The organism is Nonomuraea sp. NPDC003560 (assembly GCF_042878785.1).
Lineage (GTDB): Bacteria > Actinomycetota > Actinomycetes > Streptosporangiales > Streptosporangiaceae > Nonomuraea.
This window is the reverse complement of record NZ_JBIAOF010000020.1, coordinates 107,234-120,969: the sequence shown is the minus strand read 5'-3', so window position 1 is coordinate 120,969 and position 13,736 is coordinate 107,234. Positions and strand designations below refer to the sequence as shown.

Annotated in this window: 12 protein-coding genes; 9 read left to right on the top strand and 3 right to left on the bottom strand. The window is 73.3% G+C overall.

Translation table 11 applies throughout. From position 1 onward, the window contains the following. Positions 1-133: 133 nt before the first annotated feature. From ACFYUV_RS48710 to ACFYUV_RS48695, 4 genes are all read left to right on the top strand, one after another. Positions 134-1,195, top strand: a complete 1,062-nt coding sequence (locus ACFYUV_RS48710) for a hypothetical protein (RefSeq protein WP_387682413.1) — start codon at positions 134-136, stop codon at positions 1,193-1,195. A 255-nt stretch (positions 1,196-1,450) separates the two neighbouring features. Then, positions 1,451-2,758, top strand: a complete 1,308-nt coding sequence (locus tag ACFYUV_RS48705; RefSeq protein WP_387682411.1) for a discoidin domain-containing protein — start codon at positions 1,451-1,453, stop codon at positions 2,756-2,758. After that, positions 2,759-3,949 carry an MFS transporter gene (locus ACFYUV_RS48700; protein ID WP_387682408.1) on the top strand — a complete coding sequence of 397 codons (1,191 nt, stop codon included), beginning with the start codon at positions 2,759-2,761 and terminating at the stop codon, positions 3,947-3,949. Then, complete coding sequence (locus tag ACFYUV_RS48695) at positions 3,946-4,881, top strand: TolB family protein (RefSeq protein ID WP_387682406.1); 936 nt, start codon at positions 3,946-3,948, stop codon at positions 4,879-4,881. Before ACFYUV_RS48700 ends, ACFYUV_RS48695 begins: the two co-directional genes overlap by 4 nt. A 40-nt stretch (positions 4,882-4,921) precedes the next feature. Here the strand turns inward: ACFYUV_RS48695 and ACFYUV_RS48690 are convergent, their stop codons facing one another. Continuing rightward, positions 4,922-5,545: a response regulator gene (locus tag ACFYUV_RS48690; RefSeq protein ID WP_387682403.1), complete on the bottom strand. Its 624-nt coding sequence runs from the start codon at positions 5,543-5,545 to the stop codon at positions 4,922-4,924. Beyond that, positions 5,542-6,738 carry a sensor histidine kinase gene (locus tag ACFYUV_RS48685; RefSeq protein WP_387682400.1) on the bottom strand — a complete coding sequence of 399 codons (1,197 nt, stop codon included), beginning with the start codon at positions 6,736-6,738 and terminating at the stop codon, positions 5,542-5,544. The genes ACFYUV_RS48690 and ACFYUV_RS48685 overlap by 4 nt, the downstream gene beginning before the upstream one ends. A gap of 212 nt (positions 6,739-6,950) precedes the next feature. Between ACFYUV_RS48685 and ACFYUV_RS48680 the strand changes: the two genes are divergently transcribed. The 5 genes from ACFYUV_RS48680 (at position 6,951) to katG (ending at position 12,946) form a co-directional block, all read left to right on the top strand. After that, positions 6,951-7,508, top strand: a complete 558-nt coding sequence (locus ACFYUV_RS48680) for a heme-binding protein (protein WP_387682396.1) — start codon at positions 6,951-6,953, stop codon at positions 7,506-7,508. 56 nt (positions 7,509-7,564) lie between these two features. Continuing rightward, entirely contained in the window at positions 7,565-8,239 is a 675-nt protein-coding gene (locus ACFYUV_RS48675) for an ankyrin repeat domain-containing protein (RefSeq protein WP_358297664.1), read from the top strand. A 285-nt stretch (positions 8,240-8,524) separates the two neighbouring features. Further along, on the top strand, positions 8,525-10,150 hold the full coding sequence (locus tag ACFYUV_RS48670; RefSeq protein ID WP_387682393.1) for an ABC-F family ATP-binding cassette domain-containing protein: 1,626 nt from the start codon (positions 8,525-8,527) through the stop codon (positions 10,148-10,150). 95 nt (positions 10,151-10,245) lie between these two features. Next, entirely contained in the window at positions 10,246-10,683 is a 438-nt protein-coding gene (locus ACFYUV_RS48665) for a Fur family transcriptional regulator (RefSeq protein WP_352327424.1), read from the top strand. Positions 10,684-10,717: 34 nt separating this feature from the next. Further along, a complete protein-coding gene (gene katG / locus ACFYUV_RS48660; RefSeq protein WP_387682390.1) occupies positions 10,718-12,946 on the top strand; it encodes a catalase/peroxidase HPI in 2,229 nt (742 codons plus the stop codon). A gap of 105 nt (positions 12,947-13,051) precedes the next feature. On the opposite strand, the gene ACFYUV_RS48655 is transcribed toward katG, so the two are convergent. Continuing rightward, on the bottom strand, positions 13,052-13,639 hold the full coding sequence (locus tag ACFYUV_RS48655; protein ID WP_387682387.1) for a TetR/AcrR family transcriptional regulator: 588 nt from the start codon (positions 13,637-13,639) through the stop codon (positions 13,052-13,054). Between the last annotated feature and the right edge of the window lie 97 nt (positions 13,640-13,736).

Sequence of the window (13,736 nt, the reverse complement as noted above, 5' to 3'; positions counted from 1 at the left end):
TCCGCGCCCACCACCCTCCCCATGTTATTTACCCGGGTCCCCGCCAACCCGGGGGTCCCCTGCCGGGGGGCGAACCCCGCGGGGGGCCGGGGGCCGCGGGCGGGGGCCACGGCCCCCCGAAGGGAGGAACCCCATGAGACGGGCCCTGCTGACCGGCCTGTTGCCACTCCTGCTCGCCACCCCGGCCGCCGCGATGCCACTCTCCGGAAAGACCGGTGCAGAGGTGGTCGAGGTGGCCACGGCGGCCCAGCTCGCCGGCGCGCTGGCCGCGGCGGTTCCCGGGCAGACCATCAGGCTCGCGCCCGGCGAGTACCACGGCGCCTTCGTCGCCCGGCGCCCCGGCACGTCGGCCGCCCCGATCACGCTGACCGGACCGGCGGACGCCGTCCTGGTCAACGACGGTCCCTCCGGCGCCGCGCCGTCCTGCCCCGCGCCCGGCGGCGGCTGGGACTCCGGCTACGGGCTGTGGCTGTACGAGGCGCCCTACTGGCGGCTCACCGGGTTCACCGTCAAGGACTCCAAGAAGGGCGTCGTCCTGGACGCCTCCCCGCACGTGGTCATCGACGGCCTGTACGTGCACCACGTCGAGGACGAGGGCGTGCACTTCCGGCGCAGCTCGTCCGACGGCGTGCTGCGCGGCTCCCGCATCACCCACACCGGCCTCGTCCAGCCCGGTTACGGCGAGGGCGTCTACCTCGGCTCGGCCGGCTCCAACTGGGGCTGCCACGGCAACACCGGCGGCGCGGACCGCTCGGACCGCGTCCAGGTCACCGGGAACACCATCGGCCCCTACGTCGCCGCCGAGCACATCGACGTCAAGGAGGGCACCAGCGGCGGCCTGATCAGCGGCAACACCTTCGACGGCACCGGCGTCAGCGGCCAGAACTCCGCCGACTCCTGGGTGGACGTCAAGGGCTCCGGCTACACCATCGAGAACAACACCGGCACGTTCGCCCCGCCCGGCACCTTCGCCAACGGCTACGAGACGCACAATCCGGCCACGACGCCGTCCTTCCTCAACGGCTGCGGCAACGTCTGGCGCGGCAACGGGTCCGATCTCGGCGGCATGGGCGGGTACGCCATCAAGATCACCTCGACGTCGAAGTGCGCGGCCGATCCCAACGTCGTGCACTCCTCCAACACCGTCACCGGCGCCACCCGCGGCCTGACGAACGTCCCGGTGACCCCGGGCTGACGGCCCGCTCAGGACCAGCCGCCCGGCCTCCGGGCGGCGCCCTCGCCGTGCCGCGCGCCGCCCAGGTGAACCCCGCCCAACAGGGTTAAGAAACCTTCCTAACTTCATTGACAGCCCTCAGCGCCCTACGCCACGATCCCGGTAAGCGGCTCGGCGCGGCTTCCTTCCCCAGGATGTGACGCGCTCAGCGAAAGACCTCCTGCCCCGGCCGCCCACCGGACCGTGCTCCGATCTCTCACCCCCAGGAGAATCGCCATGTCCAGAGTCCGCCTGGCCGTCATGGCCGTGATCGGCCTGCTGGCCGGCCTGCTCGTGGCCGCCAACGCCTCGGCCGGCACCGCCGAGACGCTGCTGTCACAGGGCAAACCCGCCACCTCCTCCTCCAAGGAAGCCACCTCCTACGCCGCCGCCAAGGCCTTCGACGGCGACCTCGCCGCCACCCGGTGGGCCTCGGCCGAAGGCCACGACCCCGAATGGCTGCGCGTCGACCTCGGCGCCGCCCAGCAGATCAGCCGGGTCAAGCTGACCTGGGAGGACGCCTACGCCACGTCGTACAAGATCCAGACCTCCCCGGACGGGAGCGCCTGGACCGACGTCTACTCCACCACCAGCGGCGACGGCGGCGTGGACGACCTCACCGTGACCGGCACCGGCCGCTACGTCCGCATGTACGGGACCGCGCGCGGCACCGACTACGGCTACTCCCTGTGGGAGATGCAGGTCTACGGCGGCGGCACCCAGCCCACGGACCCGCCGGGCGACACGTTCGTCGTGGCCGCCGCCGGTGACATCGCCGAGCAGTGCACCGCGAGCTCCTCCTCCTGCGTGCACCCGAAGACGGCCGCCCTGGTCGAGTCGATGAACCCCGAGTTCGTCATCACCATGGGCGACAACCAGTACGACGACGCCCTGCTGTCGGACTTCCGCAACTACTACGACAAGACGTGGGGCAGGTTCAAGGCCAAGACCCACCCCGTCCCCGGCAACCACGAGACCTACGACCCGGCCGGATCGGAAGCCGGGTACAAGTCGTACTTCGGCGCGATCGCCTTCCCGCAGGGCAAGAGCTACTACAGCTACGACCGGGGCAACTGGCACTTCGTCGCGCTCGACTCCAACCACTTCGACCAGTCCGCCCAGCTCACCTGGCTCAAGAGCGACCTCGCCGCGACCACCAAGCCGTGCGTGGCGGCGTACTGGCACCACCCGCTGTTCAGCTCCGGCGAGCACGGCAACGACCCCGTCTCCAAGCCCGTGTGGCAGGCCCTGTACGCGGCCGGCGCCGAGTTCGTGCTCAACGGGCACGACCACCACTACGAGCGGTTCGGGCCGCAGAACCCCAGCGCCCAGGCCGACACCGCGAAGGGCATCGTCGAGGTGCTCGGCGGGATGGGCGGCGCGTCGCCGTACCAGATCGAGAACGTGCAGCCGAACAGCCAGAAGCGGCTGAGCGGCACGTTCGGCGTGCTGAAGCTGACCTTCACCGGCAGCACGTTCGGCTGGCAGCTGATCGGGACCGACGGCTCGGTCAAGGACAGCAGCCCGACCTACTCCTGCCACTAGATGTACATCTCGCTTCTCGGCACCCGGCTGACCAGGGCGGTGCCCGCCAACGTGGTGGCGCTCGGCCTGGTCAGCCTGGTCACGGACGTCTCCTCGGAGATGGTCACCGCGGTGCTGCCGCTGTACCTGGTGGGCACGCTCGGGCTCAGCCTGGTGCAGTTCGGCCTGCTGGACGGCCTGTACTTCGGCGTCACCGCGCTGGTCAGGCTGGCCGGCGGGCACGCCGCCGACCGGTGGAGCCGCCGCAAGCTGGTCGCCGGGCTCGGGTACGGGCTCTCGGCCGTCTGCAAGCTGGGCCTGCTCGCGGCCGGCGGGTCGGCCGCCGCGCTCGGCCTGGTGCTGGCCGCCGACCGCACCGGCAAGGGGCTGCGCACCGCGCCCCGGGACGCCCTCATCACCCTGAGCGCCCCGCCCGACCGGCTGGGCGGCGCGTTCGGGGTGCACCGGGCGATGGACACCGTGGGCGCCTTCCTCGGGCCGCTGGCCGCCTTCGCGGTGCTGACGGCGACGGCCGGCGCCTACGACGCGGTGTTCGTGACGAGCTTCTGCGTGGCCGCGCTGGCCGTGCTGCTGCTGGTCCTGTACGTACGCGACCGGCGCGGCCCGCTGACCGTCCGCGTCCGGCTGCGGGCGGCGGTGACGCGGGAGCCCGGGTTCCGCCGGGCCTGCCTGGTGGCGGTCGCGCTCGGCCTGGTCACGGTCAGCGACTCGTTCGTCTACCTCGTGCTGCAGCGGCGGCTGGCGATCGCGCCGGAGCTGTTCCCGCTGCTGCCGCTCGGCACGGCGGGCGCGTACCTGCTGCTCGCCGTGCCGCTCGGCCGGCTGGCGGACCGGTTCGGGCGCGCGGCGGTGTTCGTCACCGGGCACGTGGCGCTGCTCGCGGTCTACCTGGTGCTGATGGGCCCGGCCTGGCTGCTGCCCGCGCTGCTGCTGCACGGCCTGTTCTACGCCGCCACCGACGGGGTGCTGATGGCCCTGACCGGGCCGATGCTGCCCGAGAGCGCGCGCACCGGCGGGTTGGCGCTGCTGCAGACCGGGCAGGCCACGGCCCGGATGTTGTCGTCCATCCTGTTCGGCCTGCTGTGGGCGGGGACGGGGGAGGGGCCGGCGCTGGCGGTGATGGCCGCGGGGCTGGTGACGGCGTCCGCGATCGCGTGGCGGGCGCTGCGATCACAAGGAGGTCGTCCATGAGACGGGTGCTCGTGCTCCTGGCCGCGGTGGTCCTGCTGGCGGGCGGCGCGACCGCGTACGCCACCTGGGCGGCGTCCTCGCGGCAGACCGGGCCCGCCGTCGCGGGCTTCGACACCGGCGAGCCGGGCCGGGTGCTGGTGCGCAGCGGCGGGCGCGTCGCCTCCGTGCCGCTCGCCGACCCGGGCGCGCCGCCGCGGGTCAGCTCCCGGGCCTGCGACCGCTTCTACACGGCGAACGGCACCACCCTCTGCCTGGTCACCCGGCCCGGCCCGCTGCCGAAGACCGAGGCGCTCGTCCTGGACCGGTCGCTCAAGGAGACCCGCCGGATCAACCTGGCCGGCGTCCCGAGCCGGGCCCGCGTGTCGGCCAGCGGCCGGATGGCCTCCTGGACGGTGTTCGTCACCGGCGACTCCTACAGCACCGGCGGCTTCTCCACCTGGACCGGCATCCTCGACACCCGGACCGGCTACCTCGTCACCAACATGGAGGACATCCCGCTCTACCTCGACGGCCGCCGCTACCACTCGGCCGACGTCAACTACTGGGGGGTCACGTTCGCCGCCGACGACAACCGCTTCTACGCGACCGTCTCGACCAAGGGCAGGACGTACCTGGTGGAGGGCGATTTCGGGGCCTGGCGGGCGCGCGCGCTCAGGGAGAACGCCGAGTGCCCGTCCCTGTCGCCGGACGGGACCCGGCTGGTGTTCAAGAAACGCGTCTCGCCGGGCCCGTGGCGGCTGCACCTGCTGGACTTGGCCACGATGCGGGAGACCCCGCTGGGGGAGCGGGCCAGCATCGACGACCAGGCCGCCTGGCTGGACGACCGCACCGTCATGTACGCCAAGGACGGCGACGTGTGGGCGGCCGACGTCGGCGGCGGCCCGCCCCGACGGCTGATCCCCGGCGCGAGCTCCCCGGCCGCCGTCCGCTGACACGCGGTCACGGGGCCCCCAGGGTCCGGGGGCCGGGCGGTCAGGGGAGCCGGATGAGGCGTCTCTCGACCGCCGCCGTGACCGCGGCCGTGCGCGTGTCCACGCCGAGCTTGTCGTAGATGTGCACCAGGTGGGTCTTGACCGTCGCCTCGGTGATGTAGAGCCGCCGGGCGATCTCCCGGTTGCTCGCCCCGCTGGCCAGCAGCTCCAGCAGCTCGACCTCGCGGGCGCTCAGCGCCGGGCCCGGCTCGCGCATGCGCCGCATCATCCGGGTCGCCACCTTGGCCGACAACACGCTCTCGCCCCTGGCCGCGGCCCGGATGCCCTGGAACAGCTCCTCCGGCGGGCACGCCTTGAGCAGGTAGCCGATGGCCCCCGCGTCGACGGCCCGCATGATGTCGGCGTCGCTCTCGTACGTCGTCAGCACCAGCACCTGCGGCGGCGCGGGCAGCTCGCGGACCCGCCGGGTGACCTCCACGCCGTCGACGCCCTCGCCGAGCTGCAGGTCCATGAGGACGACGTCGGGGGAGCAGGCGGCGATGCCGCGCAACGCCTCGGCGCCGTCGGCCGCCTCGCCGACGATCTCCATGTCGGGCTCGCCGCCGAGCAGCGCCACCAGCCCCGCCCGGACCACCGGATGGTCGTCGACCAGGAACAACCTCATGCCCCACCGCCGTCCAGGGCCCGCGGCGGCCACGCGGCGGGCACCCGGGCCGCGACCGCCGTGCCCTCGCCGGGCGCGCTCTCCACGACCAGGACGCCGTGCACCTCCGCCAGCCGGTCGCGCATCGCCCGCAACCCGTAGCCGCGGCCGGGAGCGGGGGCCGGTTCGGCGAAGCCGACGCCGTCGTCGAACACGTCGAGCGTCACCTCGCCGTCGAGGTAGGACAGCGTCACCGTGACCGTCACCCCGGCCGCCGGGTCCGCCGCCGGGGCGGCGTGGTCGCGGACGTTGGCCAGCGCCGCCTGCGCCACCCGCAGCAGCGCCGCCTGCACCTCCGGCGCCAGCGGGTACTCCTCGCCCGCCAGCCGGAAGCGCACCCGCGGCCCGGTCTCGCCGGCGTCCGCGCAGAGCCGGGCGAGGGCCTCGGGCAGCGTGACGTCCACCAGGCCGGGCGGCTGGAGGTCGCGGACGAACCGCCGCGCCTCGGCCAGGTTGTCGGCGGCGGCCGCGGCGGCCCGCCGTACGTGGGCGCGGGCCTGGGCCGGGTCGGTGGCCCACATGCGGTCGGCGGCCTGGAGCAGGATGCCCATGCTGGTCAGGCCCTGGGCGAGGGTGTCGTGGATCTCCCTGGCCAGCCGCTCGCGCTCCTCCAGGACGCCGGTGCGGTGGCGGGAGTCGGCCAGCGTGCCGCGGGTGCTGATCAGGTCGTCGATGAGCAGCTGCCGGGCGGCGCTCTCGCGCTGCAGCTCCCCGAAGATCACCGCCGTCATGGCCGCGATGCCGACCGGCGCGAGGATCAGGCTGACGTCGAGCTCGCGGGCGATCTCCAGCTGGGCCACGATCACCACCAGGGTCAGCGCCGCGGCGGCCACCGCGAAGCCGTGCGCGTTGAGCAGCCGCAGGCACAGGAAGAGCAGGGGGACCGCGCACCAGCTGAACGACGGCGCCAGCACCACCAGCGCCAGCCACACCGCCGCCACCCCGCCCAGCCAGACCAGCCGCCCCTGCCGGCCCAGCCGGTGCCACCAGACGATCCCGGCCGCGTACGCCAGCGCGAGCAGGCCGCAGACGGCCAGCGAGGTCACCGTCTGGGCGCTCATGCCGTGGCGGGACACCAGCCGCAGGGCCGAGGCGGCGAGCAGCAGGTAGAAGCCGACGTGCATGGCCCAGTTGAGCCAGGTGCGCTCCCTCATGGCCCTCCCCGTCGCCGCGCCCTTCGACACTATCCCCTGCCCGAGAATGGCCCCCACCAGGGCGGCGGCGCATCAACCGATCGGTTGACCCGGCCCTCGACCGCTCGGCGCGCGCAGATTGCCCGTGCTCCCGATGGCCCGCGGCGGCCCGCCCGGAAACCTAGAGGTGTCCGACGAGGTGTCCGACTTCGCCCTGACGAACTGGAGAAACCATGAACATCCGTACTCGCCTGGTCGCCGGCTCGCTGTCGGGGCTGGCCGTGCTGGCCGGCGCCGTCGCCGCCACCTCGCCCGCCCAGGCCGCCGACGCCGCGCACGGCTCCCGGGTCGCCCGGGTCGCCGCGGCCGAGCCCGTCGTGCAGACCGGCACGCTCTCCGCCGACGCCGCGCTGAAGATCGCCGACGCCGCCCTGAAGGAGGCCGGCAAGCAGAAGCAGCGCGTCACCGTCGTGATCGTCGACCGGTCCGGCGCGACCCGCCTGGTGCTCAAGGGCGACGGCGCGGGCCCGCAGACCGAGGAGTCGGCCCGGCGCAAGGCGTTCACCGCGGTCTCCTTCGGCCGGACGACGTCCGAGCTGGGCAAGGGCATCAACGGCGGCGGGCCGTCCATCGCCGACATCCCGGGCACCCTCTTCCTCGGCGGCGGCGTGCCGGTCGCCTCGGGCGGCGCCCCCGTCGCGGGCATCGGCGTCGGCGGCGCCCCCAGCGGCGACATCGACGAGTCCATCGCCCAGGCGGGCCTCAAGGCGGTCGCCGGGCAGCTGCGCTGACCGGCTGGACCGCCCCCGGCGCGCCGCCGGGGGCGGGCGGACGGAAGGATGAGGGGATGAACCGCCGAGCCATCCTGACCTGGGGACTCGGTCTGATGCTCGCGGCCTGCGGCGGGCGCGAGGTGAAGGGAGCGGGAATGGCCGACGAGGAACTGCTGGCGGGAGCCGCGCGCGGGGACGCCGCCGCCGTCCGGGACGCGCTCGGCGCAGGGGCCGACGTCGAGGCCCGCGACGGGCAACGCCGTACGGCCCTGCTGCTCGCGGCGGCGGCCGACCACGTCGAGGTGGCCAAGGTGCTCGTCGCGGCGGGCGCCGACCCCGACGCCCAGGACGCCAGGAAGGACACCCCCTGGCTGGTCACCGGCGTCACCGGGAGCGTGGCGATGCTCAAGGCGCTGCTGCCCGCCGGGCCCGACCTGACCAGGCGCAACCGGTACGGAGGCGTCTCCCTCATCCCCGCCTGCGAGCGCGGGCACGTCGAGTACGTGCGCGAGGTGCTGAAGACCGGCATCGACGTCGACCACGTCAACGACCTGGGCTGGACGGGCCTGCTGGAGGCGGTCATCCTGGGCGACGGCGGCGAGCGCCACCAGGAGGTCGTGCGGCTGCTCATCGCCGCGGGCGCCGACGTCGACCTGGCCGACCGCGACGGCGTCACGCCGCTGGCCCACGCCGTCTCCAAGGGCCAGAGGGAAGTGGCCGCCCTGCTCCGCGCAGCCGGAGCCCACTGACCCGGCGGGGCCCGGCCTCGGCGGGCGCGCAGGAGGCGGGCGCGCGGGAGGCAGGCGTCCGGAGCGCGGCAGACGCCTGCTAAGGTGTGAAATGCTTGTGATCCTCAGCTAGGAGACCAGACATGGCAGGTGACGACGACATCTCCGGGTGATACCGGAGGTTGATCGGCCCCGGCGTGAGCGCGTGAGCGCCGCCGGCGTGGCCGCGTTCGTCGTTTCCCGAATCCCTGTCCTTTCACCGGGCGGCTTCGGCATGCCCGCGTTCTCCGTCGAGGTCTTCTTCACATGTCCGACGCGTTCATCGTCTGCTCCAACCTGTCCTTCTCCTGGCCTGACGACACCCCCGTCTTCAGCGACCTGTCGTTCAGCGTGCCCGGCGGCCGTACCGGCCTGGTCGCCCCCAACGGCGCCGGCAAGAGCACGCTGCTCAAGCTGATCGCCGGGGAGTACCGGCCGCGCTCGGGCGGCGTGTCCGTCAACGGCGTGCTCGGCTACCTGCCGCAGAGCCTGCCGCTGGCCGGCGACCTGACCGTGGCCGAGGTCCTGGGCATCGCCCCGGTGATCGCCGCGCTCAACGCCATCGAGGCGGGCGACACCGCCGAGGAGCACTTCACCACCATCGGCAACGACTGGGACATCGAGGAGCGCACCCGTGCCCAGCTCGACCGGCTCGGGCTCGGCCACCTCGACTTCGCCCGCACCCTGCGCACGCTGAGCGGCGGGCAGATCGTCTCGCTGGGCCTGGCCGCGCAGCTGCTCCGGCGTCCCGACGTGCTGCTGCTCGACGAGCCCACGAACAACCTCGACCTCGACGCCCGCCACCGGCTGCACGCCGTGCTCGGCGACTGGAAGGGCTGCCTGCTCGTGGTCAGCCACGACCGCGCCCTGCTCGACCGCATGGACCGCATCGCCGAGCTCGACCGGGGCGAGGTGCGCTTCTACGGCGGCGACTTCACCGCCTACGAGGAGGCCGTACGCACCGAGCAGGAGGCCGCCGAGCGCAACGTGCGCACGGCCGAGCAGGAGCTCAAGCGCGAGAAGCGGGAGATGCAGCAGGCCCGCGAGCGCGCCGAGCGCAGGGCCGGCAACGCCGCCCGCAACCTCAAGAACGCCGGCCTGCCGCGCATCTTCGCCGGGAACATGAAGCGCGGCGCCCAGGAGTCGGCGGGCCGGGCGGGCCAGACGCACGCCGCCCGCGTCAGCGACGCCAAGGCCCGGCTCGACGAGGCGGGCCGGGCCCTGCGCGACGACCAGCGCATCTCCCTGCAACTGCCGGGCACCAACGTGCCCGCCGGGCGCACGGTCTTCCAGGGCGAGCACCTCATGGCCCGCGGCCTGTTCGCCGAGCCCGGCATCGACCTGGTCGTCCGCGGGCCCGAGCGCATCGCGCTGACCGGCCCCAACGGCGCCGGCAAGTCCACGCTGCTGCGCCTGATCACCGGCGACCTGGAGCCCGACGGCGGCACCGCCAGGCGGGCTGACGGCCGGGTGGCCTACCTGTCGCAGCGGCTCGACCTGCTCGACGACGACCTCACCGTCGCCGAGAGCCTGGCCGCCTTCGCCCCCGCGATGCCGGCCGCCGAGCGGATGAACCTGCTGGCCCGCTTCCTGTTCCGGGGAGCGCGGGCCCATCTGCGGGTAGGTGTGCTGTCGGGCGGCGAACGGCTGCGCGCCACGCTGGCCTGCGTGTTGTGCGCGGAGCCGGCGCCCCAGCTGCTGCTGCTGGACGAGCCGACCAACAACCTCGACCTGGTCAGCGTGGGCCAGCTGGAGAGTGCGCTCGGCGCCTACGAGGGGGCGTTCGTGGTGGTCAGCCACGACGAGCGGTTCCTGGCGGAGATCCGGGTGGACCGCAGGCTGGAGCTGTCCGGCGGGCGGCTGCTGGAGGGCGGCGGGCCGGAGCTGGGGTGACGTCCCCTGTAGGGGGCTATTTCCGGACATATTACTAAACTTGGATGGTTCGTTCTCTTGTGTCATTCAGGTTTGTATAGGTAGGTTTGGCGGCTATGACCGCATCGAAGGCTCCGACGACCGCCGAGGAGCTGCGCGGCGCCGGGCTGCGGGTGACCGCCGCCCGGGTCGCGTTGCTCGAGACCGTCCGCGAGGGTGACCACCTCGGGGTCGAGGCGATCGCCTCCGGGGTGCGCGAGCGCGTGGGTCATATCTCGTTGCAGGCCGTGTACGACGCCCTCCACGCGCTGGCCGCCGCGGGGCTCGTCCGCCGCCTCGACCCCCCGGGCAGCTCGGCCCTGTACGAGGGCCGCGTCGGGGACAACCACCACCATCTCGTGTGCCGGTCCTGCGGCGCCGTGGCCGACGTCGACTGCGCCGTCGGCCACGCCCCCTGCCTGACCGCCTCCGACGACCGCGGCTTCGCCATCGACGAGGCCGAGGTCATCTATTGGGGCCTGTGCCCCGCCTGCTCCACCGGCAGCAGTTCCTGAGCACCCAGATTCCGCCTCGTCCGGAAGGATTCCCATGTCTGAGAACCATGATGCGATCGTCACAGACGCCAAGTCGGAGGACTCGGGCGGCTGTCCGGTCGCGCACGAGCGCGCCCCGCACCCGACCCAGGGCGGCGGCAACCGCCAGTGGTGGCCGGAGCGGCTCAACGTCAAGATCCTGGCCAAGAACCCGGCCGTGGCCAACCCGTTCGGCGAGGACTTCGACTACGCCGCGGAGTTCAGGACCCTCGACCTCGCGGCCGTCAAGCGGGACATCGCCGAGGTGCTGACGACCTCGCAGGACTGGTGGCCGGCCGACTTCGGCCACTACGGCCCGTTCATGATCCGGATGGCCTGGCACAGCGCGGGCACGTACCGCATCAGCGACGGACGCGGCGGCGCCGGGTCCGGGCAGCAGCGCTTCGCGCCGCTCAACAGCTGGCCCGACAACGGCAACCTGGACAAGGCCCGCCGCCTGCTGTGGCCGGTCAAGAAGAAGTACGGCCGCAAGATCTCCTGGGCCGACCTGCTGATCCTCACCGGCAACGTGGCCCTGGAGTCGATGGGCTTCAAGACCTTCGGCTACGCCGGCGGCCGCGTGGACGCCTGGGAGCCCGACGAGGACGTCTACTGGGGCCCCGAGTCCACCTGGCTCGGCGACCAGCGCTACACCGGCGACCGCGAGCTGGAGAACCCGCTGGCCGCGGTCCAGATGGGCCTCATCTACGTCAACCCCGAGGGCCCCAACGGCAACCCCGACCCGCTGGCGGCGGCCCGCGACATCCGCGAGACCTTCCGCCGCATGGCGATGAACGACGAGGAGACCGCCGCCCTCATCGTGGGCGGTCACACCTTCGGCAAGACCCACGGCGCCGGCCCGGCCGACCACGTCGGCCCCGACCCCGAGGCCGCCCCGATCGAGCAGATGGGCCTCGGCTGGCGCAACACCTTCGGCACCGGCAAGGGCGGCGACGCCATCACCAGCGGCCTTGAGGGCATCTGGACGAACACCCCCACGACCTGGGACAACAGCTTCCTGGAGATCCTCTACGGCTACGAGTGGGAGCTGTTCAAGAGCCCCGCGGGAGCCAACCAGTGGCGGCCGAAGGACGGCGCCGGCGCCGGCACCGTGCCCGACGCCCACGACCCGGCCAAGCGGCACGCCCCGACGATGCTCACGACCGACCTGGCCCTGCGCGTGGACCCGATCTACGAGCAGATCACCCGCCGCTGGCTGGAGCACCCCGACGAGCTCGCCGACGCCTTCGCCCGCGCCTGGTACAAGCTCACCCACCGCGACATGGGCCCGCGCGCCCGCTACCTCGGCCCGGAGGTCCCGGCCGAGACGCTGCTGTGGCAGGACCCGCTGCCCGAGGTGACGCACGAGCTCGTCGACGCGGCCGACGTCGCCGCGCTCAAGGAGCAGATCCTCGCCACGGGGCTGTCGGTGTCCGAGCTGGTCTCCACCGCGTGGGCCTCGGCCTCCTCCTTCCGCGGCAGCGACAAGCGCGGCGGCGCCGACGGCGCGCGCATCCGCCTGCAGCCGCAGAGCGGGTGGGAGGTCAACGACCCCGACCGGCTGGCGACCGTGCTGGGCACGCTGGAGGGCGTCCAGAAGGCGTTCAACGGCGCCCAGACCGGCGGCAAGCAGGTCTCGCTGGCCGACCTGATCGTGCTGGCCGGGTGCGCGGGCGTCGAGCGGGCCGCCAAGGAGGCCGGCTTCGACGTCCAGGTGCCGTTCACGCCGGGACGCGCGGACGCCACGCAGGAGCAGACCGACGTGGAGTCGTTCGCCGCGCTGGAGCCGGTCGCCGACGGGTTCCGCAACTACCTCGGCAAGGGCAACCGGCTTCCGGCCGAGTACCTGCTGCTCGACCGGGCCAACCTGCTGACGCTGAGCGCGCCGGAGATGACCGTCCTCGTGGGCGGCCTGCGGGTGCTGGGCGCCAACCACCGGCAGTCGACGCTCGGCGTCCTCACCACGACTCCGGGGACGCTGACCAACGACTTCTTCGTCAACCTGCTCGACCTGGGCACGACGTGGCACTCGACCGAGGACGCCAACGTCTTCGAGGGCCGCGACGCCGCCACCGGCGAGGTGCGGTGGACCGGCACCCGCGCCGACCTCGTCTTCGGCGCGAACTCCGAGCTGCGCGCGGTCGCCGAGGTCTACGCCGGCGACGACGCCAAGGAGAAGTTCGTCCGTGACTTCGTCGCGGCGTGGGACAAGGTCATGAACCTCGACCGGTTCGACCTGGCCTGAGCCTGACCGGAACGCCCGGGGCGGTCGCCCCGGGCGTTCCGCGTGCCCGGCGGCCCGCGTGGCGGGCCGGGACGCCTTCCGCCCCGGCGCGGGCCCTCCCGGACGTCAGGCGGTGAGCAGGGCCTGGGCGGTGACGCGCAGGTCGGCAACGGCCGCCGTCGCCCGCCCGGCGTCGAAGGCGGGGTCGCACAGGCGCTGCTCCAGGTCGGCCAGCACCACGACGACGTGCAGGTTGAGCACCCGCAGGCGCTCCCGCGTCAGGCCGGGCAGCCGCCGCCGCAGCAGCACGGCCAGTTCGGCGACCCCGGGATGGTGGTCGCTGGAGTAGGGCCAGGAGCGGTAGCCACCGGACAACACGTAACGGCTGGTGAAGCGCAGGTACCAGCTCGTGCCCGGGTGGGCGAGCACGTGCTCGGCCAGCGGGGCCAGGTACGCCGCGACCAGGGCGGGAAGGTCCTCCTCCAGGCCGCGGGCGCGCAGGTCGCCGATCAGCTCGCGGCGGCGCTCGTTGAGGGGGGTCATGCGGTGGGCGTACAGGGCGTCGATCAGGCCGGCCTTGCCGTCGAAGTGGTACTGGACGGCCGAATGGTTGCCCTGCCCGGCCGCGACGGCGATCTCCCGGAGCGAGACGTCGAGGCCGCGCTCGGCGAAGAGCCGTTCGGCCGCCAGGAGAATCTTCTCTTTGGCCTGCATTCCCACCTTTTCCGGATCACCGAGGTATCGTCGCGAATTAAGACAACCTGTCTTACTCTCGTGCCGTCTGCTGTCCAAGACCGTACGCCTCTCCTGG

Bases quoted from the DNA above. Each gene is read 5' to 3' on its own strand.
- ACFYUV_RS48670 (WP_387682393.1), top strand. From the start codon at position 8,525: ATGTCCGACGCGTTCATCGTCTGCTCCAACCTGTCCTTCTCCTGGCCT.
- ACFYUV_RS48695 (WP_387682406.1), top strand. From the start codon at position 3,946: ATGAGACGGGTGCTCGTGCTCCTGGCCGCGGTGGTCCTGCTGGCGGGC.
- ACFYUV_RS48675 (WP_358297664.1), top strand. From the start codon at position 7,565: ATGAACCGCCGAGCCATCCTGACCTGGGGACTCGGTCTGATGCTCGCG.
- ACFYUV_RS48685 (WP_387682400.1), bottom strand. From the start codon at position 6,738: ATGAGGGAGCGCACCTGGCTCAACTGGGCCATGCACGTCGGCTTCTAC.
- ACFYUV_RS48655 (WP_387682387.1), bottom strand. From the start codon at position 13,639: ATGCAGGCCAAAGAGAAGATTCTCCTGGCGGCCGAACGGCTCTTCGCC.
- ACFYUV_RS48710 (WP_387682413.1), top strand. From the start codon at position 134: ATGAGACGGGCCCTGCTGACCGGCCTGTTGCCACTCCTGCTCGCCACC.
- katG (WP_387682390.1), top strand. From the start codon at position 10,718: ATGTCTGAGAACCATGATGCGATCGTCACAGACGCCAAGTCGGAGGAC.
- ACFYUV_RS48665 (WP_352327424.1), top strand. From the start codon at position 10,246: ATGACCGCATCGAAGGCTCCGACGACCGCCGAGGAGCTGCGCGGCGCC.
- ACFYUV_RS48700 (WP_387682408.1), top strand. From the start codon at position 2,759: ATGTACATCTCGCTTCTCGGCACCCGGCTGACCAGGGCGGTGCCCGCC.
- ACFYUV_RS48690 (WP_387682403.1), bottom strand. From the start codon at position 5,545: ATGAGGTTGTTCCTGGTCGACGACCATCCGGTGGTCCGGGCGGGGCTG.
- ACFYUV_RS48705 (WP_387682411.1), top strand. From the start codon at position 1,451: ATGTCCAGAGTCCGCCTGGCCGTCATGGCCGTGATCGGCCTGCTGGCC.
- ACFYUV_RS48680 (WP_387682396.1), top strand. From the start codon at position 6,951: ATGAACATCCGTACTCGCCTGGTCGCCGGCTCGCTGTCGGGGCTGGCC.